Source organism: Cryobacterium glaciale (assembly GCF_004402535.1).
In the GTDB taxonomy this organism is placed as follows: Bacteria; Actinomycetota; Actinomycetes; order Actinomycetales; family Microbacteriaceae; genus Cryobacterium; species Cryobacterium glaciale.
Map to the genome: position 1 here is coordinate 210,986 of NZ_SOEY01000030.1, position 21,472 is coordinate 232,457.

Consider the following 21,472-nt stretch of genomic DNA (forward strand, 5'->3'; position numbering starts at 1 on the left):
CACCAGGATGATTGAATTCCACTCGGTGACCAAACGGTTCCCCGACGGCACCCTGGCCGTCGACGACTTCAGTCTCGTGCTGCCCTCCCACAAGACCACCGTGTTCGTCGGAACGTCGGGGTCAGGAAAGACGACGTTGCTGCGCATGATCAACCGTATGGTCGATCCGACCAGCGGCTCCATCGACATCGACGGGGACGACATCGGTACCCTCGAACCGGTTAAACTGCGACGCGGCATCGGTTACGTCATGCAGAATTCAGGATTGCTTCCGCACCGCAGAGTCATCGACAACGTCGCCACCGTACCTATGCTGCGGGGGATGCCGAAGAAGAAGGCCCGCGAGGAGGCACTCGCGCTGCTCGACACGGTGGGCCTCGACCGCACGCTGGCCGACCGGTATCCGAGTCAACTCTCCGGCGGGCAGCAGCAACGCGTCGGCGTAGCCAGGGGACTCGCCGTCAACCCCAATATCCTCCTGATGGATGAGCCGTTCGGCGCTGTGGATCCCATCGTGCGCGCCGAACTGCAACAGGAGCTCCTGCGGCTGCAACAGGAGCTCGGCAAGACGGTGGTTTTCGTCACCCACGACATCGATGAAGCCTTTCTGCTCGGCGATCAGGTGGTCATCCTGCGCACCGGCGGCAAGGTCGCCCAGGTCGGTTCGCCGGCCGAGATACTGGCCAATCCGGTCGACGAGTTCGTGGCAACGTTCGTCGGCGCCGATCGGGGCAAGCGCTCCCTGCACGTCGAGAACCACGGCGACGGTGACATCGTGGTCGACGAGACCGGGCGCCTCGCCGGCGTGCTCGTGGACGCAGGCTCGTCGGGTCATTCCTCCGCTGCCAGCTCAGAGTCAAAGGCCGGTCCTCGAGGACCGGGTGCCTCGGCGCAGGGTGGGGATTCGCGGTGACCTGGATCTGGTCGAATCTGGACCTTGTTTGGGATCGCACGTTCGATCACCTCGTGCTCAGCGTGCCCTCGATCATTCTGAGCTTCCTCATCGCCCTCCCGTTCGGCTGGCTCGCCCACCGCTACCGCACCAGCCGGGCAGTGATCCTCACCACCGTCGGGTTGCTCTACGCGATCCCATCTCTGCCGTTGTTCATCGTGCTGCCCTTCATCGTGGGCACCAGCATTCGCTCGCCGCTGAACCTCATCATCGCGCTCACCCTCTACGGGGTGGCACTCATGGTGCGGGTCGTAGCGGATGGTCTCGGTTCAGTCGACCGCGACGTGCAACAGTCAGCCACGGCCGTCGGCTTCTCGGGCTGGACCTCGTTCTGGCAGGTCGAGTTGCCCCTGGCCGGTCCGGTGCTGCTGGCTGGCCTGCGCGTCGTGGCGGTCAGTACGGTGAGTCTCGCCACGGTCGGTGCGGTGATTGGTGCCCAGAGCCTCGGCAGCTTGTTCACGGACGGGTTTCAGCGGGGGATTCAGGCCGAAATCATCGCGGGGATCGTGGCCACCGTGCTGCTCGCCCTCGTCCTCGATGCGCTACTCGTGGTGATTGGACGATTGCTGATGCCGTGGACCCGGCCCAGCGCGATCGGCGTCACTTCACGTCACGATGTGGTGGCCAGGGAGGTGACTGCATGACCTTTCTCCTCGAGACGCTGGCCTGGCTCGTCGACCCCGCGAACTGGGTCGGCTCCGGCGGAATTCCGACGCGCCTGGCCCAACACCTGTTGTTCACGCTCGTGACCCTGGTCGTGGCCTCGGTGATCGCCGTGCCGATTGGGTTCCTGATCGGTCACACCGGCCGTGGCCGTGGGCTGGCCGTGGCCACCTCGGGTGCATTCCGGGCCATTCCCACCCTGGGCCTGCTCACCTTGGTGGCCCTCTGGGTGGGCATCGGGCTGAATGCCCCCTATGTGGCGCTGACCATACTCGCCATTCCGCCCATCCTCGCCGGTGCCTACACTGGCTTTGAGGCCATCGATCGCAAGATCGTAGATGCCGCCAGGGCCGTGGGCATGTCGGAGGCCCAGATCGTGCTCAGGGTCGAGGTGCCCCTCGGCTTGCCCCTGCTCATCGGTGGAATTCGCTCCGCAGCCCTGCAGGTGGTGGCGACGGCCACCCTCGCCGCGTATATCGCCGATTTCGGCCTCGGCCGGTACCTGTTCGCCGGCCTGCGTACCCGCGATTACGGCGAGATGCTCGGTGGATCCATCTTGGTGATCCTGCTCGCCATCGTGCTGGAGGGTGCGTTCGCCCTCGTGCAAAAGCTGGTCGTTCCGCGCGGCGTCACCGCGGGCCTCCCCACAGATATCCGGGACGGGTCATCCCGATCCCGCCCGGTGATGGAACCCACCATCGAGGAAGGAAACAGTCATGTTCACAGCACATAGAGGCCGGCTCACGCTTATCGGCGCCGTCGCGGTTGGGGCCGTCGTAGCCCTTGCAGGGTGTGCGTCGGGGGACCCCCTGGCGGAACCGTCGAGCAGCGCAGCCGACTCGACCATAGTGGTCGGGTCGCAGGCGTATTACTCCAACGAGATCATCGCCGAGATCTACTCCCAGGCGCTCGAAGCGGGCGGTTTCACCGTCGACCGACAGTTCCAGATCGGTCAGCGCGAGGTCTACCTGCCCGACATCGAGGCCGGCAAGATCGACGTTTTCCCCGAGTACACCGGAAGCCTGCTCCAGGCCCTCGACAAAGAGGCCGTCGGCGGCACCAGCGACGCGACCTACGAGGAGCTTCAGGCAGCCCTGCCAGACAACCTGCGCGTTCTCGATAAGGCGGATGCCTCAGACCAGAACTCCTGGACCGTCACCGACGCCTTCGCGAGCGAGTACAGCCTCACCGACATCGCCTCGCTGACCAACGTCACCGAGCCGATTACCGTCGGTGGCAACTCGGAGCTCGAGACCCGGCCGTACGGACCGACCGCTTTGACAGAGAAGTACGGAATCGATATCGCGGGATTCGTGCCGGTCGAAGACAGCGGCGGACCGCTGACCGTCAAGGCACTCGTCGACGGCGACATCCAACTCGCCAACATCTACACGGCCGACCCGAACATCAAGACCAACAACCTGGTCGCCCTCTCCGACCCCGACGGACTGTTCTTTGCGGACAATGTCGTGCCCGTCGTCTCCCAGAAGATCGATGACAGTGCGGCGGCGATTCTCAACCAGGTCAGCGCGGCCTTGACGGCCGACACCCTCGTCGACCTGAACGCGCAGAGCAAGAACGACCAGCTCTCCGCCGACAAGATCGCGACCGCCTGGCTCACCAAGGAAAAGCTCGTCTAGTCGACGTAACGCTAGGCAGCAGACAGAATGAACGCCGGCCCGGCCAGGAGCACCGCCGACACGGTGAGTGCTCCGGCCGTGGCCGTGTAGCGCAGTGGCGCGGTCGGGTTCACCAGCCGCGCCACGCGCGGCATCACCTGGTGGTGAGGCCCATTTGATGATCGGGACCAAGCCACCTCACGATACAAGATTTAGGTCGTCGAATAATGCAGGAACAGCGCGTGCAATGCGGGAAACCTGCATCTGCGAGGTGCTCATCCGGCCGGTAGGTTGATTCAAGACAAGCCCTATTCTTTCCTGATCAGGTTGGCATTCTCGGTCTATCGCGAAAATCGCGTGTCGATCGGTGGATTCAGGATCAGAACACTGGCTCATCAGTGGGTGACCCGGATCGACGCACACTGACGCCCCTATCAGAATGTATCTCTGAGTAGTAGCGCCTGGCGGCGAGATTCGCTGACACCCTGGAGAATACACTCGCGAGACGACCTGCTCCGATGAGGAGCAGCACAGCGGTTGCGGAGTTGAGAAAGACCAGCGCGTCAGACTGGCTGGACCAAGAGGCCTCGTCTGAATACACACCTATCGCGATTAGGCACGCAAGCGTCAGGCAGAAAATGGAAGCGACAAGGCTGCCTGCCCATTTTCGTGTGTCGGGGTGCCTGCTGAGAAGAGATTGGTTTCTCATTCGCCCTCGCAGCAGGCGGTTTGCCAGCGTGAGAGCGAGGACGAGCCCAAGTCCAATCGTCAGCCAGAAGAAAGATGGCGACAACCAGAAGAAAAAAACCGCCGGCGAGCCCCAGATCAGAATTAGCATTAGGTACAGCCTGCCGGTTTGTTGCCATCTTCTGGACAGCGTCACCGCGCTGGTCGCGACAACGTACTGTTCCGGATATGTGGCAAAACGAGGACTGTCCAATACCGGAAGTAGATCTTCCATAGCTGGCACGCTGAGCGCGCGGCTGTCGGGATAGAGGAGATCAAGTTGCGCGCTCGCTTGCTCGGCCGCGACGAGGACGGCAAGGCGTTGGCTGAGAATGCTGGTCTTGAACTTCGCCGTTGTTATTCCTAGAGGCGATGACAACCGGAGGACGGGATCGTGTGGATCATGGCCAACCCATCTCGGGACTGCAGGTCCAACCGAAGTCGCGGCCAGAATGGATGGCAATCCGGACTCGATCGCCTCAGGTAGCAACCGAATGGTGATTGCAACTACGCAGACGCAGGCTATGAGGCCGACGAGTACGCCGAAAAAGGAGACCACCAGAATTGCGGACTGCAAAGGCATGTATTGGGGAGGGTTAGCAGCCTCTTCAACGACCACGTCTGCCCACCAGAAGAGCAAGGAGACTGCGATGACGGATACGCCACCGACCCCAACTATCCATCTGAGTGCCGCCCAAGTCAGCAGCGCGCCGGTTGCCCCCATCCGTCGCGCGCTTCCTTGGTCAAATCTTGAGAAGCGCGGAGACGTTTGCCGGTAACTCTTAGCCGGGGTCGAAATCGGCGGGGGTGGCGGGGGCCACTGGATAGTGCCGTCAATGTAGGAATGATTATCTAAGGTCTTGAGCGCTGCTCCAGGACTGAATTCAGTGCGCTCTACGACGAAACCAAGGGTTGCTCGATCGGGCACCGAGGCAAGGCCAAAGTACGCCCTGAACGACGTGTCTTGATACACGAACGACGGGTAGTTAGCCCACGTTCCACCGTCGACCAGGCGATGGATGGCCATGTCATGGCCGTCACCGACCAGAATTCTGCGGGTCGGAAGCACTACGGGGATGGCAGATGATGCGACGACCGCTTCAGCAATGAGGAGGTCCGGTGTGATCGAAGCATTGAAAACGATGGGCTCGCGCAGAGCTAAGTCCATGGCAACAACATTGAGCTCGATTGAGGATCTTATGGCCAGGGCGGCGAAAGTTAGAGGTTCACTTTCGTCCATGCCCAGTTTTGCGCGCATGGCTCCATCTAGCCAATCACGCAGTTTTTCCGTTTTGAAGAGTCCGCGATCGACGTTTCCCATCCAAGTGAGAAAGTTTTTCTTCAAACTTGAGAGTCCGTTCGGCACCAGTATCGTAATTTCCATGGGGTCGTGCCCCGATGCGATGAGAGCGGCGGTTATCGCTCCGGCCGACGATCCAGCCACCGAGTCAAACCACACTCCCCGCGCACGAAGCTCGTGCAGGGCACCGCAATAGACGATTCCTTTCGCCCCTCCGCCCTTGAAAATTCCGCTCACCAAACGATCGAGTGGCGGGTAAGTGAAGGGCTTTAAGTCGGGAGCTAGGAGCGTCGTATGGGCAACCATGGTGCATGCTACTGCGGCGTTCCTGATTTGTCACCAAGACCCTACGCGTCAGGGTTGGGTGAGGCCAGCAACTAAGAGCAAGTCCGCCGCATGGCGTAGGGCGAGAACCAGGAAACCACCACCATGTCCAGCCCGTCGTTGATCGCCTGGCGCGACGATAGTCATATGACTTGTCCCGGGTCCCGATCCGGCGGTCCGAACTCGGGCTGAACACCCCCGCCGACGTGGCGCCGCGGCACGACGGCTCACGACCCAGCTGCAGCATCCAACTCCTCCGCGTACCGACTCGGGACGGACCCGACCACATGTCGCAACGAGTTCATGCCGATTCTGCATGTCCGGCAGTTGTCGTGCCCCTCGACTCCGACCGGTCTAGGCAGCAAACAGAATGAACGCCGGCCCGGCCAGGAGAACCGCCGACACGGTGAGTGCTCCGGCCGTGGCCGTGTAACGCAGTGGCGCGGTCGGGTTCACCAGCCGCGCCACGCGCGGCATCACCTGGTGAGCCGGATGCTCGGGCGCTGCGGCCGGTCCCGGTTCCACCAGTGAAGCGGATGCGGCGGCGCGCGCCGCAGCATCCGCTTCACTGCTGGTGGCTGCGGCGAAACCGGCCAGTGCGAAGCCCACGAGCGCGATCGCGCGGGCCAGGGTGTGATCATCGACGACGCGGCGGGCGTGATCGTCCGCGAGCATTTCGACCAGTAGGGCGACGGCGTTCTCGGCGCGATTGGCGATGGGGAACCACGGCAGAGCGCTGTGCCAGCTCTTGAAGGCAAGCAACACCAGATGGTGCCGCTGCACGAGGTGGGCTTGTTCGTGGGCGATGACCGCGCGCATCTGGTCCGCGTCGAGCAGGCGCAGCAGACCGTTGGAGAGCACGGTCGCTGAATGCCCAGCTCCGGGCAGGCAGTATGCGACCGGTGCCGGATGGTCGATGACGCGCATGCCCGGCTGGCCGTGCAGCGGATCGCTCAAAAGCGCGATGAGGGCGTGGTGATGGCGGCGCTGGCGCTCAGCCCGCACGAAGGTCGCCAGCAGATTGAGCAGCAGGTGCGTGCCGAGCAGGATGGCCGCGCCGAGTGCGAGCACGTGGATGACGCTCGTGCCCATCGGAAGGGTTCCGGCGCGCAGATCGCCTCCCAGGGCGGAAACGCTCTCGCCGAGAGCGTCTCCGAAGGGAACGAGGCCGTAAAGCAGGAGCGAACCGATCATGGACAGGCCACCCGACAGCGCGATGGCCTGCCAGAGCACGAGCGCCACACCGGGGGAGCGGGCCGGCCAGTCGGCGCGGGCCAGTGCTAACGGGACCGGCCCGGCCAACAGCACGGCGATGACGCCGAGCAGGGCGGCAGCGGTGATCACGAGGAGTGCCGACCGGCTGGGGGGTCTAGTCGTTGTCGGCGGTCGCCGTGCCGAGCAACTGGCGCAGGGTTTCCGCTTCCTGGGGGGTGACGCCGCCGATGAAGCGCACGAGTGCCGCCTGGCGATCGGGTACCTGGCCGAGCACCTCGTGCATCAGACCGGCCGTGTGGGAGGCCCGGGTCATGACGGCGGTATAGGCGTGCGGACGCACGGTGCGATCGCGGGTCACGAAGCCCTTGGCTTCCAGTCGGGACAGCACGGTCAGAATGGTGGTCGTCGCCAGTGGCTTCGCTGGCCTCTCCGAGATCTGGGGGTTGATCAGGGAGTCTTTGAGCTCGTTGGCCGTCAACGAGGTCGGGGAGTCCCACAGGATATCCATCATCAGCCTCTCGAGCACACCCAAACTTCCCATGTTGTTAACACTACGCTGCGAAACTGTGTTTTCTACGATATGTAGAAGAGTAGTGTTCTACACAGCGTAGAAAAGATAACGCGAGTAACACAAATTGCTGGAGGGCACATGAACGAGTGGTTGGATCCTTTACTCCTCTCACGGTGGCAGTTCGGTCTCACGACCATTTACCATTTTCTCTTCGTCCCACTCACCATTGGAATGGCGCTCACGGTCGCCATCTTCCAAACGGCCTGGGTACGCACTGATAAAGCTAAATATCTGCAGCTCACGCACTTTTTCGGCAAGATATTCCTGATCAACTTCGCCATGGGCGTCGTGACCGGCATCGTGCAGGAGTTCCAGTTCGGCATGAACTGGTCCGACTACTCTCGCTTCGTCGGCGACGTCTTCGGCGCCCCGCTCGCATTCGAGGGCATCACGGCATTCTTCCTGGAGGCAACGTTCATCGGCCTCTGGATCTTCGGCTGGGACAAACTGCCCAAGAAGATCCACCTCGCGACCATCTGGCTCACCGTGATCGGCTCGATCACGTCGGCCTATTTCATCCTCGCCGCGAACGCGTTCATGCAGAACCCGGTTGCTTTCGAGATGAACGCCGAAAAGGGTCGCGCCGAACTCACCAGCATCGGTGAGCTCCTGACCAACCCGATCGTTCTGGCCTCGTTTCCGCACACGATCTTCGCGTGCTTCATGGTCTCGGCCGGCCTGATCATCTCGGTCGCCGCCTGGCACCTCGCCCGCAACCAGCATTTCGAAACCATGCGGCCGGCGCTCAAATTCGGCATGTGGATGATGATCATCGCCGGAATTCTCACGACGCTATCCGGCGACCAGCTCAGCCTGATCATGACCGAAGTGCAGCCGATGAAGATGGCCTCGGCCGAGGCCATGTACGTCACAGCGACCGGTGCGAACGCCTCGTTCTCGATCTTCACCCTCGGTACGCCCGACGGCGTGAGCGAGCTGTTCTCGGTGCGCATCCCGTACCTGCTGTCGTTCCTGTCCACGCACACTTTCGACGGTACCGTCGAGGGCATCAACAACCTGCAGGCACGGTACGTCGACGTGTACGGCCCCGGCGACTACACCCCGACCATCTGGATCACCTACTGGTCGTTCCGCTGGATGATCGGCCTCGGCCTGGCACACATGCTGGTAGCGATTGCCGGACTGTTCTTCACCCGCAAGAATGCCGCAAAGCCGGCCCGCCCGTGGATGTGGAAGGTCGCCATCTGGAGCTTCCCGATGTCGCTGCTCGCCATGAGCGTCGGCTGGACCTTCACCGAAATGGGACGCCAGCCCTGGATCGTGTTCGGACTCATGCGCACGGAAGGCGGCATCTCACCCGGCGTGACCGGTCTGGAGATTCTGATCTCGCTGATCGTCTTCACCCTGCTCTACGGCATTCTCGCGGTAGTCGAGTTCAAGCTCATCCTCAAGGCCGTTCAGAAGGGCCCGGACGATGCTCCGGTTCTCGATGCTGAATCCGGCGTCGTCAAGCAAGCTGTCATGGTCTACTAGAACGGTTAGCAGGAATACAAGATGGATCTCACAATTCTCTGGTTTTGGATCATCGCCGCGTTGTTCATCGGGTACTTCGTGCTCGACGGCTTCGACTTCGGGGTGGGCATGTCCCTGCCGTTCCTCGGCAAGGATGACACCGATCGCCGCGTTCTCATCAACACCATCGGTCCGGTCTGGGACCTCAACGAAACCTGGGTCATCGTGGCCGGCGCAGCACTGTTCGCGGCCTTCCCCGAGTGGTACGCGACGATGTTCAGCGGCTTCTATCTGGCCCTGCTGCTTATCCTGGTGGCACTGATCCTCCGCGGCGTCTCCTTCGAATACCGGCATCAGCGCCCCGAATCAACGTGGAAAAAGTGGTTCGACGGCATGATCATCGTCGGCTCGGCCGTACCGGCCCTTCTCTGGGGTGTAGCCTTCGCCAACGTCGTGCGCGGCGTCAAGCTCGACGTCAACCACGACTACATCGGCACGTTCTTCGACCTGCTGAACCCCTACGCCCTGCTCGGCGGCGTCACCACGCTGCTGCTGTTCTTCGTGCACGGGGTGGTGTTCATCTCGCTCAAGACCGAGGGCGACATCCGCGTTCGGGCCCGCAAACTGGCCACCAGGGCCGGAATCGTCACGATCGTCGTCGCGGCCAGCTTCCTGGCCTGGACGACCCTCGCGTATGGCACTCCGGCATCCGCTATTTTCGCCGCCCTCGCCGCTGTGGCGCTGATCGCCTCCTTCCTGGCCAACCTGCGCGGGGCCGAACGCCTCGCGTTCGGTCTTATGGCCGGCACAATCGGTTTCGCCGTGCTGACCCTGTTCGCGTCGCTGTTTCCCGACGTCATGCCGGCCAGCAACGACCCGGCCAACAGCCTGACGATCGCCAACGCGTCGTCCTCGGCGTACACGCTCGGCGTGATGAGCTGGACGGCACTGATCGGAATGCCCGTCATTCTGCTCTACCAGGGCTGGACCTACTGGGTGTTCCGCAAGCGCATCGGCCGGGCCCACATTGAGGTCGCCGTACACTAAGGCAGTGCGCCCCCTCGACCCCCGCCTTCTCCGTTACGCCCACGCAGCGCGCCGATTTCTTCTGATCGGCGCGCTGCTCGGGTTCGCGCAAACCCTCGTCGTGATCGCGTTCGCCTGGCTGCTGACCCGGGCGATCACCCTGACGGTGGCGGGGGAGCCCCTCAGTCAGATCCTGTCGACCCTGGCCGCCCTGGCCGGGGTCATCGTGCTTCGCGCGGTGCTCATCTGGCTGCTGGAAGTCTCGGCCAATCGCGGCGCCGCCCAGGTCAAGAGCCAGCTGCGGGCCCGCGTCATGGCCACACTCGCCGAACGCGGCCCCGACTGGGTCGCCTCCCGGCAGAGCGCGCGCCTGTCCACCGTCGTGACGACCGGCCTCGACGCGCTCGACAACTACTTCGCCCGGTACCTGCCGCAGCTGCTGCTGACCGTGATCGCCACACCGATCCTGATCGCCGTCATGCTCTGGCAGGACCTGGCCAGCGGCCTCACCGTCATCATCGTGCTGCCACTGATTCCCGTCTTCATGATTCTCATCGGCCGGGTCACGCAGTCGGTGCAGCAGGAACAATGGCAGGCGCTGCAACGCCTGTCCACCGGATTCCTCGACGTGGTCGGGGGGCTCGGCACCCTGAAAATCTATGGCAGGGAACGGCGCCAGTTCGACCGGATCCGCAAGATCACCGAGGAATACCGCACCCGCACCATGAAGGTGCTGCGAGTGTCGTTCCTGAGCGGCTTCGTGCTCGAGCTCGCCGCGAGCCTCTCGGTCGCGCTCATCGCCGTGTCGATCGGCCTGCGCCTCATCGACGGCGCGCTGTTGCTCGGCGTCGGACTGTTCGTGCTGCTGCTCGCACCGGAGGCGTTTCTGCCACTGCGCCAGGTGGGCGCACAATTCCACGCCGCGGCCGACGGCCTCGCCGCCGCCGAAGAGCTGTTCGCGATCCTCGACGACGACACGACGGCGACAGCGGATGCCCCGGCCGGCGCCCCGGCGCCCGCCGCGACATCCTCCGCGCCCGCTGACCGGCGATCGGGGGACCTGCACCTGGCGGGCGTCACCGTTCGGCGTGGCGACACCGTGGTGATCGACCGGCTGGACGCCCGGTTCGCACCCGGGGAATTGAGCGTGGTGCGCGGCGTGAGCGGAGTCGGCAAGTCGACCCTCGTGGCCGCGCTGCTCGGTTTCGTTCCGCTGACCGGTGCGCTCACCCTCGGCGGCGTGGCGGTCAGCGCCGGAACGAGCCGGCCCTGGCTGGCCTGGGCCGGGCAGCGCCCCGGTCTGTTCCGCGGAACGGTGGCAGCGAATGTGGCGCTCGGCGCGGCATCCGCTGACGTGACTGTGCCAGTGCAGAGCGGGCCAGTGCAGAGCGGGCCAGTGCAGAGCGGGCCAGTGTACAGCACGCCAGACCCGGTTCTGGTCGCGCAGGCACTGCTCTGGGCCGGCGCCGCCGACCTGTCCCCGGCCACGGTGCTCGGGGTCAACGGTGAGGGTCTTTCTGGCGGCCAGGCGCAACGCGTCGCCGCCGCCCGCGCCATCTACCGCGCGCTCGCGACCGAGTGCCAGGTGCTGATCCTGGACGAACCAAGTTCAGCGCTCGACGCCGGCGCTGAGGCCGGTCTGCTCGCCGGGCTTCGTCAACTGGCTGACCAGGGGCGCGTCGTGATCGTCGTCAGCCACCGACCGGCCGTGGTAGCCGCCGCAGACCACGTGATCGAATTGCAGGAGCTCAGCCATGTCTGACGTCACCCTCCACGCGGCGGCCCGCGACGTGCTGCGCCTGGCCCAGCCGCGCGCACGCCGGTTTACGCCCGGCCTGCTGGCCGGCATCGGGAGCGCCGTCATGGCGGTGGCCCTGCTGGCCTGCTCAGCCTGGCTGATCACCCGGGCGGCTGAAATGCCGTCCCTCGCGTTTCTGGGAATGGCCGTTGTCGGCGTGCGCGCGTTCGCCATCTTTCGCTCAGTGTTTCGCTATCTGGAACGACTGACCAGCCACGACGCCGCATTCGCGCAGCTCGCGCACGTGCGCCTGGGAATCTTTCGTCGCATCGTTCCGCTCGCTCCGGCCGGGCTGGCGAGCACCGGGCGCGGCGATCTGCTCACCCGACTCGTGCGCGACGTCGACGACCTGCAGGACCTGCCGCTGCGCGTCGTGCAGCCGCTGCTGGTGGCCGGCATCACGGCCCTGCTCAGCGTTGTCGGCATCTGGCTCATCCTTCCCGCCGCCGGCCTCACCCTGCTCGCCTGCCTGCTGCTGGCCGGAGTGCTCGGAACCGTCTTCTCCACCAGCCTGGCCGCCCGGGCCGACCGGGAACTCGCACCGCTGCGCGGCGCCCTCGCCGACGAGGTTCTCGAAATCGTCGAGAACCTCGACGTGCTCACCGCCTTCGACGCCCTCAGCCCGCGGCTTGCTGCCCTCGCCCACACCGATGCGCGCCTGCGCCGGGCCACCCTGCGCCGGTCGGTCGGGGTGGGCGTTCAATCGGGGGTCGTGTCGCTGTTCGCCGGCCTCGCTACGCTCGGCGCGCTGTACTTCGGCATCCCCGATCTCACGACCGGCGGCGGGCTGCTCAGCCCGGTTCTGCTTGGCCCGACCCTCGTCGTCGCGGTGCTCGTGCCGATGGCAGTGTTCGAGGTCTTCGGCATGATTCCGCTCGCCATCGGAGCCTGGCGACAGGTGCGAGTGAGCGCCCAGCGCGTCGCCGACGGCGTTCCGGTTGCGGTGCCCGCCGAGATCCCCATCGACGTCAGCAACCCGCAGGCCGTGTTTGAGGCGGGCGCGGCCTCGACCTCGGTCGTGCTCGAACTGACCGATCTCGCCGCGCGCTGGCCCGGGCAGGTCGAACCGGGAGTGTGCGGGGTCACCCTGCGGCTCGCGCCCGGCGACCGCGTGCACCTCGCCGGGCCGAGCGGCGCCGGCAAGACCACCCTCGCCCAGACCCTCGTGCGCTTTCTCGACTACACCGGCTCGTACACACTCAATGGGATTGAGGCGCGGCTGCTCGCCCAAACCGAGGTGCGGCGCGTGGTCGGACTGTGTGAGCAGCGTCCCTGGTTATTTGACGACAGCATCCGTCAGAATCTGCTGTTCGCCCGCGATACCGCGACCGATGCCGAACTCGAGGCCGTGCTGGCCCGGGTCGGACTGGCCGAGTGGGCCGCCGGACGCGGCGGACTCGATGCCCGCGTGGGCGAGCGCGGGGCGCTCGTCTCGGGCGGCCAGGCCCAGCGCATCGCGCTGGCCCGGGCGCTGCTCGCGGACTTTCCGGTGCTCATCGTCGACGAGCCCACCGCCAACGTCGACAGCGCAGGGGCGGAAGCCCTCGTGCGGGACATCCTCACCGCGGCGGCTGACGCCCATCGCGCGGTGCTGCTCATCTCGCACACGCCTGTGCCCGACGACCTGGTGACCAGTCGGGTGACCCTGCCGGCGCGCAGCTGAGTCAGTCCATGTGGCGCAGTTCGCGGCGGTGCAGCCACTTCTTGATCAGGAACACCGCGAGCACGAACAGGGCGATCACGCCGACGAACAGGTAGCCGGCGAAGTGCAGCTGCCCGCTCAGTTCGCGGTAGCCGCCCGCCGCCGCCGAGCCGACGCTCACGTAGGCGAGGGACCAGATGACGCAGGCGGGTACCGTCCAGGCCATGAAGGTGCGGTACCGCATGCGGCTCGCGCCGACGGTCACCGGAATGAGCGAGTGCAAAACCGGCAGGAATCGGGAGATGAACACGGCAACACCGCCGCGCCGGTCGAGGTAGTTCTCGGCGCGAATCCAGTTGCGTTCGCCGATGCGCCGGCCGAGTCGGCTGCCTCGAATGAACGGGCCGAAGTGGTGACCGAGGGCGAAGCCGATGCTCTCCCCGGCCAGGGCGCCCACAATCACGGCCGCCACGAGAGTGACGAATTCGACCGGGCCGCTGACTGCCGTGCTGGCCACGATCACGATGGTGTCGCCGGGGATGACCAGGCCCACGAGCACCGAAGTCTCCAGCAGCATGCCCAGAAAGGCCAGCAGCGTACGAATGACCGGGTCGACGCCGGCGACGGTGTCCAGGATCCAGGTGAGGATGTCATTCATTTCTCCCAGCCTACGTGCTGCGCGCGATTCGACAAGGTCGTGCACCGGCGGTCGCCGACGTGCCCGCGCGGCGAAGCTAGGCTGGTCTGGTGACCGGCACCGTGCAGAGCAAGCTCCTGGCCGGCTGGTGGGACCCCGCGAAAGTTTTCGCGGCGCTCTACGCCGACGACCTTTATGCGTTTTGGCTCGATGCCGGCCCCGGCGCGCGCACCGGCGTCAGCTACCTCGGGGCGGCCTCGCCCCGTTCCCGTTTCGTCACTGCGTCGGTCGCGGACGGAACGGTCACCAGCCGGTACGTTCACCCTGCGGATGCTGCGCCGCCGGTCGTCACGCACGAGACGGTTTTCGAGTTCCTGCGTCGCGATCTGGCCGGGCACAGAGACGCGCCGACCGCGAACGTCGGGTTTGAGCTCGGCTGGGTCGGCTGGCTCGGTTACGAACTCGGCGCGCACACCGTCGGCACGCCCGTGCACGAGTCGCGCTACCCCGATGCGGCAGTGCTCGAAATCGACCGCCTGATCCGGTTCGACCACCACGAGCGCACGGTGACGCTCGTGGCCCGCACGACACCAGCCGACTCCGAAACGGCCGACGCCGACTGGTTCGACCGGACGGTTGCCGCCCTGGCGGCGATTGCAGGGGCGACCGGGCCGGCACGAGCGCCGACCCGCGCGGCTGTGCCGCCAGCATCCGCTGCGCCGCGCTGGCGTCACGGCCCCAGCGACTATGCCGCCTTGATCGAGACCTGTCTGGCGGCGATCCACGACGGCGACGCCTACCAGCTGTGCCTGACCAACGAAATACGGGTACCTGGTCGCTGGCATCCGGCCCTGACCTATGGTGTGTTGCGGGCTGGCAGTCCGAGCCACCACGGCGGTCTGCTGCGATTCGGTGATGTGGCGCTGCTCAGCGCGAGCCCTGAACAGTTTCTGCACGTGGGCCGGGACCGGCGCATCCGCACCAAGCCGATCAAGGGCACCCGGCCGCGCTCGGACGAACCGGGGGAGGACGACCGGCTCAAACTCGAACTGGCCAACAACGACAAGGAACGCGCCGAAAACCTGATGATCGTTGATCTCATGCGCAACGATCTCGGACGCATCGCGCAACTCGGCACGGTCGCGGTGTCAACGCTGCTCGCGGTGGAGAGCTACCCGCACGTGCACCAGCTGGTCAGCACCATCGAGGCACAGCTGTCACCGGGCGTCACCGTGGTGGATGCCATCGAGGCGTGCTTTCCGGCCGGCTCCATGACGGGCGCTCCGAAGCGGAGCGCGATGACCATTCTCGATTCACTCGAGTGCGGCTCGCGGGGAATTTATGCCGGTGCATTCGGCTACATCGGGCTCGGCGGCACCACCGATCTGGCCATCGTCATCCGTAGTATCGTGCTTGATTCCGCCGGGGCAAGCATCGGTACCGGTGGCGGAATCACCGCCCTCTCCACCGCCGCGGAAGAGATCGAAGAGACCCGGATCAAGGCGGCCGCACTGTTGGCGACCCTCGGTGTCGCCGCGCCCTAGTAATCTAAGGGGTGTGCACGTGCGCTTTGTCGCGCGTGCGTCCGAGGGCATGCTCCGCCGTGCACCCGAACCATCCCTGCAATGAATGAGAGTCACGTGGCACACGAGCACGAAAGCGTACGCATTGACGCGCGCGACGAGAGCGTACGCATTGACGCGCGCGACGAGAGCGACGAAGAAGTGTATGACTTCGCGGCGATCCAGGCGAAGTGGCAACCCATCTGGGACGAGCTCGCTCCGTTCAAGACCAGCGCCGAGGGTGACACCCGCCCCCGTAAGTACGTGCTCGACATGTTTCCGTACCCTTCAGGCGACCTGCACATGGGGCACGCCGAGGTGTATGCACTCGGTGACGTCGTGGCACGCTACTGGCGTCACCAGGGCTTCAATGTGCTGCACCCCATCGGCTGGGATTCCTTCGGGCTGCCCGCCGAGAACGCCGCCATCAAGCGCGGCATCGACCCGCGCGGCTGGACCTACGACAATATCGCTCAGCAGAAGAAGAGCATGAAGCTCTACGCGACCAGCTTCGACTGGGACCGTGAACTGCACACCAGTGACCCCGAATACTACAAATGGACCCAGTGGCTGTTCCTGCAGCTCTATAAGAAGGGCCTCGCCTACCGCAAGGACAGCTGGGTCAACTGGGACCCGATCGACCAGACCGTGCTCGCCAACGAGCAGGTCCTGGCCGACGGCACGAGCGACCGCAGCGGCGCCGTCGTCGTGAAGAAGAAGCTCACGCAGTGGTACTTCAAGATCACCGACTACGCCGACCGCCTGCTCGACGATCTCAATCAGCTCGAGGGGACCTGGCCGGCCAAGGTGCTCAACATGCAGCGCAACTGGATCGGACGCTCCATCGGAGCGGATGTCGACTTCGCGATCGAGGGTCGCGCGGAACGCGTCACCGTGTTCACCACCCGCCCCGACACCCTGTTCGGCGCCACCTTCATGGTCGTCGCGCCGGACTCTGACCTGGCGGCCGAACTCGTGGTCGAGTCCACCCCCGAGGAGCAGGAGGCCTTCCAGGAATATCTGGTGCAGGTACAACGCCGCACCGAGATCGAGCGTCAGTCCACCGATCGGCCCAAGACCGGCGTGTTCCTCGGCCGCTACGCGATCAACCCGGTCAACGGCGAACGCCTGCCCATCTGGGCTGCTGACTACGTGCTCGCCGACTACGGGACCGGCGCGATCATGGCCGTGCCGGCCCACGACCAGCGCGACCTTGACTTCGCCCGCGCCTTCGACTTGCCCGTGCGGGTCGTCGTCGACACCAACTCGCCGGCTACCGGCATTATCCCGGTGATCACGCAAGGCATGCTCGACGGCACTGAAGAACTGCCGGAGCTCGACCCGCTGAGCACCGGCATCGCCCTGGCGGGCGAAGGACGCCTGATCAACTCCGGTCCGCTCAACGGCCTGAGCAAGATCACCGCCATCAAGCGCATCATCGAACAGCTCGCTGCCGACGGCCTCGGCCGCGCCGCGAAGAACTATCGCCTGCGTGACTGGCTCGTCTCCCGACAGCGCTACTGGGGCGCTCCGATCCCGATCATCCACGGCGCCGACGGCACCGAGATACCGGTTCCCGAGGAGCAGCTGCCGGTGCTGCTGCCACCCGCCGAGGGCCTCGATCTGAAGCCCCGGGGAACCTCCCCACTCGGCGGCGCCGCCGACTGGGTCAACGTGCCGAATCCGATCGACGGCACACCGGCCCGGCGCGACGCCGACACCCTGGACACCTTCGTCGACAGTTCCTGGTACTTTCTTCGGTTCCTGAACCCGAGCGATGATACCAAGGCCTTCGACCCGAAGGAAGCCGAGAAGTGGGCGCCGGTCGACCAGTACGTCGGCGGCGTCGAACACGCGATCCTGCACCTGCTCTACGCGCGCTTCATCACAAAGTTCCTGTTCGATGAGGGCTATGTGAGCTTCACCGAACCCTTCACCGCGCTGCTGAACCAGGGCATGGTCATCCTTGACGGTGCCAAGATGAGCAAGAGTAAGGGAAACCTGGTCTACTTCACCGAGGAAATCGAACGCCACGGTGTCGACGCCGTGCGCCTCACGATGGCCTTCGCCGGTCCGCCGGAGGACGATATCGACTGGGCCGACGTCTCTCCCGTCGGCTCGGCCAAGTTCCTGGCCCGCGCCTGGCGCGTCGCCCGCGACGTCACGAGCGCGCCCGACGTGGAGTGGAAGACCGGCGACGTCACCCTGCGCCGCGTCACCCACCGGTTCCTGTCAGATGCGCCCGGCCTGGTGGAGTCGTTCAAGTTCAACGTCGTCGTCGCACGTTTGATGGAACTGGTCAACGCCACCCGCAAAGTCATCGACACCGGTGCCGGGCCAGCGGATGCCGCCGTGCGCGAAGCCGCCGAGGCCACAGCCATGGCGCTGAACCTGTTCGCCCCCTACGCGGCCGAAGACATGTGGGAGCACCTCGGTTACGAACCGTGTATCGCCCTCGTGCCGTGGCGCAAGGCCGAGCAGACCCTGCTCGTGCAGGAGTCGGTCACCGCGGTCGTTCAGGTCGACGGCAAGATGCGCACCCTGCTCGAAGTGTCGCCGAAAATCTCCAGCGAAGACCTTGAAAAACTGGCGCGGGACTCGGCCGCGGTCATCCGTTCGATCGGTGATCGGGAGATCATCAAGGTGATCGTGCGCGTGCCCAAGCTCGTCTCGTTCGTCACGCGCGCCTAACGCCCAACGCGGACGGGTCGGGGGTCTCCTCCACAAAGGTTCCCCCGACCGGGCTGTGCACCGATGTGCCGGCCGACGGCCAGCCGCTGCCCTGTGCCTCCTAGCCTGCGAGCATGCAGCCCGACCGTTCCCCCCTCGATCTGGAACGCCTCGCTGCCGCCGCCCGGGGGCGCCCGCGCCTCCGCGTCGGCGTCGGCGCGGCCGTCGTGCTGTTGTTATTGGCCCTCGTCGTGGCCGTCATAGTGTCGGCCATCGGCCAGCAGGCCGCGCAGCGCATGGTGGGGTCAGGAGCAGTTTCCCTTCCCTCCGGCAGCACTCCAGCAGACCCGTTTGATGCGGGAGCGAGCGCAGCGCCAGGCGTCGACGCTGGCGCCATCATCTTCGTGCACGTACTCGGGGCGGTCACGCGGCCCGGACTCTTCGAGCTGCACGACGGCGCCCGGGTCATGGATGCGGTTGCCGCCGCGGGCGGGCTGACCGCCGACGCCGATCCCGCCGGGGTGAACCTGGCCCGCATCCTCAGCGACGGCGAACAATTCTATGTTCCCCGCCAGGGCGAGGTGCCGCCGGGAATCCCTGCAGCGGCCTCCGGCTCTGCGGGAGCGAACGCCCCCGCAGCCAAGGTCAACCTCAACACCGCCACGGTGGCCGACCTGGATTCCCTGCCCCGCATCGGCCCGACGATGGCGCAGCGCATCATCGACTTTCGCACGACGAACGGCCGGTTCGCCAGTGTCGACGGGTTGCGTGACGTCACCGGGATCGGTGACAAAACGTTCGAGGCGCTCAAAGACCTCATCACGGTATGAGCCTCGACCTGCGGCTCGCGCTCCCGGCACTGGGCGTCTGGCTGACCGCCGGCCTGCTGATCGCAGCGCCGGAGGGGGCCGGGGCCGTCGCCGTGTCCTTGTGGCTGCTGGCCGGCGGGTGCCTGGCCCTGTTCGTCCTGAGCAGGATGCCGCGACGCAATCCGTGGCCGAGAGCGACGTCCGCTGCGCGCTGGCAGAAGCTGGGCGGCAGCGTCGTGCTCTGCTGCGCCGGCGCCGCCCTCGTGGCCACCGCCGTCGGCGTCTGGGCGCCGCTGCGTCTGCCGCTCGAGGTGCGTGGTGCCTCCGAATCGCACGCAACGGTCACGGCCACCGTCACCGTGTGGTCGGTTCCGGTCGCCGCGAAGGCATTCATCGGCAGTGGCACCTCGGGACGGGTGCGCTATCGGGCCACCCTGACCCAGTTCGACAGGCGTGGCGAGACGGCAAACGTCGCCAGCGCGGTGGTGGTCTTCGCCGAAGAGGCCAGGGACGGCAGCGAACCCGAGATCGGATCGAGTCTGCAGATGCGCGGCACGTTGCGCCTGACCGAACCGGGTGATGCGGCGGTCGCACTACTCTTCGCCACCGAAGCGGCTCGCAGCGTTGCTCCACCCCCGTGGTGGCTGCAATGGGCGAACGAACTGCGCGCTCGCTTCACCACCGCCGCAACGGATCTCGCCGGCGACGGGGGAGACCTGCTGCCCGGACTGGCCATCGGCGACACGAGCGCGGTGAATCCCGCCCTCGACTCCGCCATGAAGACCAGCTCCCTGAGCCACCTGACCGCCGTGTCTGGAGCCAACTGCGCGATCGTCATCGCGGCGATCATGCTGCTCGGCGGCTATCTCCGGCTGCGTCGCTCCTGGCGCATCGTGCTGTCGCTCCTGACGCTGCTCGGCTTCACCGTTCTGGTCACGCCGGAACCGAGCGTGCTGCGCTCGGCGGTCATGGCCACCCTCACCCTGGTGTCGATCGGCACCGGCCGCCCCGGACGCGGTGTGCCCACCCTGCTCTTCGTCGTGATCGGCCTGCTGGTGACCGATCCCTGGCTGGCCCGCAACTATGGTTTTGCCCTGTCGGTGCTCGCGACGGCCGGGCTCCTCGTGCTCGCCGGCCCGCTGACCCGCGTGCTCGCCCAGTGGATGCCGACGGCCCTCGCCGCGATCATCGCCATTCCTCTGGCCGCCCAGCTGGCCTGCCAGCCGGTGCTCATCCTGCTGAACCCCAGCCTGCCGCTCTACGGAGTACCGGCCAATATCCTGGCCGGGCCCGCCGCGCCGATTGCGACGGTGGTCGGGCTGGTCGCCTGCCTGACCCTGCCGCTCCTCCCCGGCGTGGCGGCGGTGCTGCTTGCCCTGGCCTGGCTGCCGTCCGCCTGGATCGCCGCCGTCGCGCAGGGGGTGTCCCTGCTGCCCGGTACCCGGTTGCCCTGGCCGGGCGGTGCACCGGGGGTGCTGCTGCTCGTGCTCGTGACCGTCCTCACGCTCGTCGTCGTGCTGCGCGGCCCATCGGCCCGGCCGGCTCGGTGGCCCGCCGCGGTGCTCGCCGTGCTCCTCGTCGGTCTGGGGGGATACGCCGGGTCCCTCATTGGCACGGGAATCGGCCGGGTCGCCTCGTTTCCGCCCGACTGGCAGATCGCGGCCTGCGACATCGGGCAGGGTGACGCCGTCGTGGTGCGGGACGGCGACCAGTACGCTCTCGTCGACGTGGGGCCGGACCCGCAGCTGCTCGCCGCCTGCCTCGCCGTGCTCGGCATCTCCCGGGTCGACCTGCTCGTGCTCACCCACTACGACCTCGACCACATCGGCGGGGTCGATGCCGTCATCGGCAAGGTCGACACGGCGCTGGTCGGGGCGCCGGAGAACGCCCAGGACAAGCTCCTGCACGAGCGGCTGCTGGCCGGCGGAGCGGCCGTGCGCCAGGCCGCGAGCGGCGATGCCGGCACGCTCGGCGGTCTGCGCTGGAACATCCTCTGGCCGGTTCGCGGTGCGACGACGATGCAGGTGGGCAACCCGGGAAGTATCACGATCCTGTTCGACGGGCGGGGCATCCGCTCGATCTTTCTAGGCGATCTCGGTGAGCAATCGCAGGATGCCCTGCTGCGGGCGTCGCCGCCCGGTCGGGTGGACGTGGTGAAGGTCGCGCACCACGGCTCGGCCGACCAGAGCCCGAAACTCTACGCTGAGCTGCGGGCGCGGGTCGGGCTGATTTCGGTCGGCGCCGCGAACACCTACGGGCATCCCACCGACACGCTGCTAAACACTCTCGCAGGGGTAGGAACACTGGCGGTGCGCACCGACCGGGAGGGTATGGCCGTCGTCGCGCCGGGCGCCGACGGCACGCTCGTGCTGTGGACCGAGAAGGTCGGCGACCGCGATCCCCCCGCCATTCCCACACCCCCGCAGACCGTGGCACCGGATGCTGCCGGCCGGGTCAGCGGTGCGGGTTAGGCTTGATCGACCCC

16 protein-coding genes are annotated in these 21,472 nt (G+C 66.0%); 12 read left to right on the plus strand and 4 right to left on the minus strand.

The features are described 5' to 3' along the window. Window positions 1–7 precede the first annotated feature (7 nt). From E3O06_RS15450 to E3O06_RS15465, 4 genes are read left to right on the plus strand one after another with little or no spacing between them, the layout of a single operon-like run. A complete protein-coding gene (locus E3O06_RS15450; RefSeq protein WP_134504259.1) occupies window positions 8–913 on the plus strand; it encodes an ABC transporter ATP-binding protein in 906 nt (301 codons plus the stop codon). Continuing rightward, window positions 910–1,596, plus strand: coding sequence for an ABC transporter permease (locus E3O06_RS15455; protein ID WP_134504260.1), 687 nt, complete (start codon window positions 910–912; stop codon window positions 1,594–1,596). The genes E3O06_RS15450 and E3O06_RS15455 overlap by 4 nt, the downstream gene beginning before the upstream one ends. Continuing rightward, a complete protein-coding gene (locus E3O06_RS15460) occupies window positions 1,593–2,348 on the plus strand; it encodes an ABC transporter permease (RefSeq protein ID WP_134504261.1) in 756 nt (251 codons plus the stop codon). Before E3O06_RS15455 ends, E3O06_RS15460 begins: the two co-directional genes overlap by 4 nt. After that, entirely contained in the window at window positions 2,332–3,255 is a 924-nt protein-coding gene (locus E3O06_RS15465; RefSeq protein ID WP_134504262.1) for an ABC transporter substrate-binding protein, read from the plus strand. The genes E3O06_RS15460 and E3O06_RS15465 overlap by 17 nt, the downstream gene beginning before the upstream one ends. A gap of 358 nt (window positions 3,256–3,613) precedes the next feature. Here the strand turns inward: E3O06_RS15465 and E3O06_RS15470 are convergent, their stop codons facing one another. From E3O06_RS15470 to E3O06_RS15480, 3 genes are all read right to left on the minus strand, one after another. After that, window positions 3,614–5,566, minus strand: a complete 1,953-nt coding sequence (locus tag E3O06_RS15470) for a patatin-like phospholipase family protein (protein ID WP_134504263.1) — start codon at window positions 5,564–5,566, stop codon at window positions 3,614–3,616. A 372-nt stretch (window positions 5,567–5,938) separates the two neighbouring features. Continuing rightward, the gene (locus E3O06_RS15475; RefSeq protein ID WP_134504264.1) at window positions 5,939–6,928 is read right to left on the minus strand and encodes a M56 family metallopeptidase; all 990 of its coding nucleotides are present in this window, start codon (window positions 6,926–6,928) and stop codon (window positions 5,939–5,941) included. Between the two features lie 25 nt (window positions 6,929–6,953). Next, window positions 6,954–7,340, minus strand: coding sequence for a BlaI/MecI/CopY family transcriptional regulator (locus E3O06_RS15480; protein WP_134504265.1), 387 nt, complete (start codon window positions 7,338–7,340; stop codon window positions 6,954–6,956). Between the two features lie 108 nt (window positions 7,341–7,448). Between E3O06_RS15480 and E3O06_RS15485 the strand changes: the two genes are divergently transcribed. The 4 genes from E3O06_RS15485 to cydC are packed head-to-tail and all read left to right on the plus strand — an operon-like array spanning window position 7,449 to window position 13,330. Beyond that, complete coding sequence (locus E3O06_RS15485; protein WP_134504266.1) at window positions 7,449–8,864, plus strand: cytochrome ubiquinol oxidase subunit I; 1,416 nt, start codon at window positions 7,449–7,451, stop codon at window positions 8,862–8,864. Between the two features lie 21 nt (window positions 8,865–8,885). Further along, window positions 8,886–9,890 carry a cytochrome d ubiquinol oxidase subunit II gene (cydB, locus tag E3O06_RS15490; protein WP_134504267.1) on the plus strand — a complete coding sequence of 335 codons (1,005 nt, stop codon included), beginning with the start codon at window positions 8,886–8,888 and terminating at the stop codon, window positions 9,888–9,890. A gap of 4 nt (window positions 9,891–9,894) precedes the next feature. Then, window positions 9,895–11,631 carry a thiol reductant ABC exporter subunit CydD gene (gene cydD / locus E3O06_RS15495; RefSeq protein WP_134504268.1) on the plus strand — a complete coding sequence of 579 codons (1,737 nt, stop codon included), beginning with the start codon at window positions 9,895–9,897 and terminating at the stop codon, window positions 11,629–11,631. Further along, window positions 11,624–13,330, plus strand: coding sequence for a thiol reductant ABC exporter subunit CydC (gene cydC / locus E3O06_RS15500; RefSeq protein ID WP_134504269.1), 1,707 nt, complete (start codon window positions 11,624–11,626; stop codon window positions 13,328–13,330). The genes cydD and cydC overlap by 8 nt, the downstream gene beginning before the upstream one ends. Before the next feature lies 1 nt (window position 13,331). Here cydC and E3O06_RS15505 read toward each other — a convergent pair whose 3' ends face one another. Next, window positions 13,332–13,967 carry a DedA family protein gene (locus tag E3O06_RS15505; RefSeq protein WP_134504270.1) on the minus strand — a complete coding sequence of 212 codons (636 nt, stop codon included), beginning with the start codon at window positions 13,965–13,967 and terminating at the stop codon, window positions 13,332–13,334. Window positions 13,968–14,056: 89 nt separating this feature from the next. Between E3O06_RS15505 and E3O06_RS15510 the strand changes: the two genes are divergently transcribed. The 4 genes from E3O06_RS15510 to E3O06_RS15525 all read left to right on the plus strand — a co-directional run bounded on the left by E3O06_RS15510 (window position 14,057) and on the right by E3O06_RS15525 (window position 21,458). Beyond that, window positions 14,057–15,490, plus strand: coding sequence for an anthranilate synthase component I family protein (locus tag E3O06_RS15510; protein ID WP_134504271.1), 1,434 nt, complete (start codon window positions 14,057–14,059; stop codon window positions 15,488–15,490). Window positions 15,491–15,571: 81 nt separating this feature from the next. Then, window positions 15,572–18,199, plus strand: a complete 2,628-nt coding sequence (leuS, locus tag E3O06_RS15515) for a leucine--tRNA ligase (RefSeq protein ID WP_134504272.1) — start codon at window positions 15,572–15,574, stop codon at window positions 18,197–18,199. Window positions 18,200–18,312: 113 nt separating this feature from the next. Next, complete coding sequence (locus tag E3O06_RS15520) at window positions 18,313–19,008, plus strand: helix-hairpin-helix domain-containing protein (protein WP_134504273.1); 696 nt, start codon at window positions 18,313–18,315, stop codon at window positions 19,006–19,008. Next, window positions 19,005–21,458 carry a ComEC/Rec2 family competence protein gene (locus E3O06_RS15525; RefSeq protein ID WP_134504274.1) on the plus strand — a complete coding sequence of 818 codons (2,454 nt, stop codon included), beginning with the start codon at window positions 19,005–19,007 and terminating at the stop codon, window positions 21,456–21,458. The genes E3O06_RS15520 and E3O06_RS15525 overlap by 4 nt, the downstream gene beginning before the upstream one ends. Window positions 21,459–21,472: the final 14 nt, after the last annotated feature.

Excerpts from the sequence above, each read along its gene's own strand:
- E3O06_RS15470 (WP_134504263.1), bottom strand. The coding sequence starts at position 5,566 with ATGGTTGCCCATACGACGCTCCTAGCTCCCGACTTAAAGCCCTTCACT.
- E3O06_RS15520 (WP_134504273.1), top strand. The coding sequence starts at position 18,313 with ATGCAGCCCGACCGTTCCCCCCTCGATCTGGAACGCCTCGCTGCCGCC.
- E3O06_RS15505 (WP_134504270.1), bottom strand. The coding sequence starts at position 13,967 with ATGAATGACATCCTCACCTGGATCCTGGACACCGTCGCCGGCGTCGAC.
- cydB (WP_134504267.1), top strand. The coding sequence starts at position 8,886 with ATGGATCTCACAATTCTCTGGTTTTGGATCATCGCCGCGTTGTTCATC.
- E3O06_RS15485 (WP_134504266.1), top strand. The coding sequence starts at position 7,449 with ATGAACGAGTGGTTGGATCCTTTACTCCTCTCACGGTGGCAGTTCGGT.
- cydC (WP_134504269.1), top strand. The coding sequence starts at position 11,624 with ATGTCTGACGTCACCCTCCACGCGGCGGCCCGCGACGTGCTGCGCCTG.
- E3O06_RS15450 (WP_134504259.1), top strand. The coding sequence starts at position 8 with ATGATTGAATTCCACTCGGTGACCAAACGGTTCCCCGACGGCACCCTG.
- E3O06_RS15525 (WP_134504274.1), top strand. The coding sequence starts at position 19,005 with ATGAGCCTCGACCTGCGGCTCGCGCTCCCGGCACTGGGCGTCTGGCTG.
- E3O06_RS15460 (WP_134504261.1), top strand. The coding sequence starts at position 1,593 with ATGACCTTTCTCCTCGAGACGCTGGCCTGGCTCGTCGACCCCGCGAAC.
- leuS (WP_134504272.1), top strand. The coding sequence starts at position 15,572 with ATGAATGAGAGTCACGTGGCACACGAGCACGAAAGCGTACGCATTGAC.
- E3O06_RS15465 (WP_134504262.1), top strand. The coding sequence starts at position 2,332 with ATGTTCACAGCACATAGAGGCCGGCTCACGCTTATCGGCGCCGTCGCG.
- E3O06_RS15480 (WP_134504265.1), bottom strand. The coding sequence starts at position 7,340 with ATGGGAAGTTTGGGTGTGCTCGAGAGGCTGATGATGGATATCCTGTGG.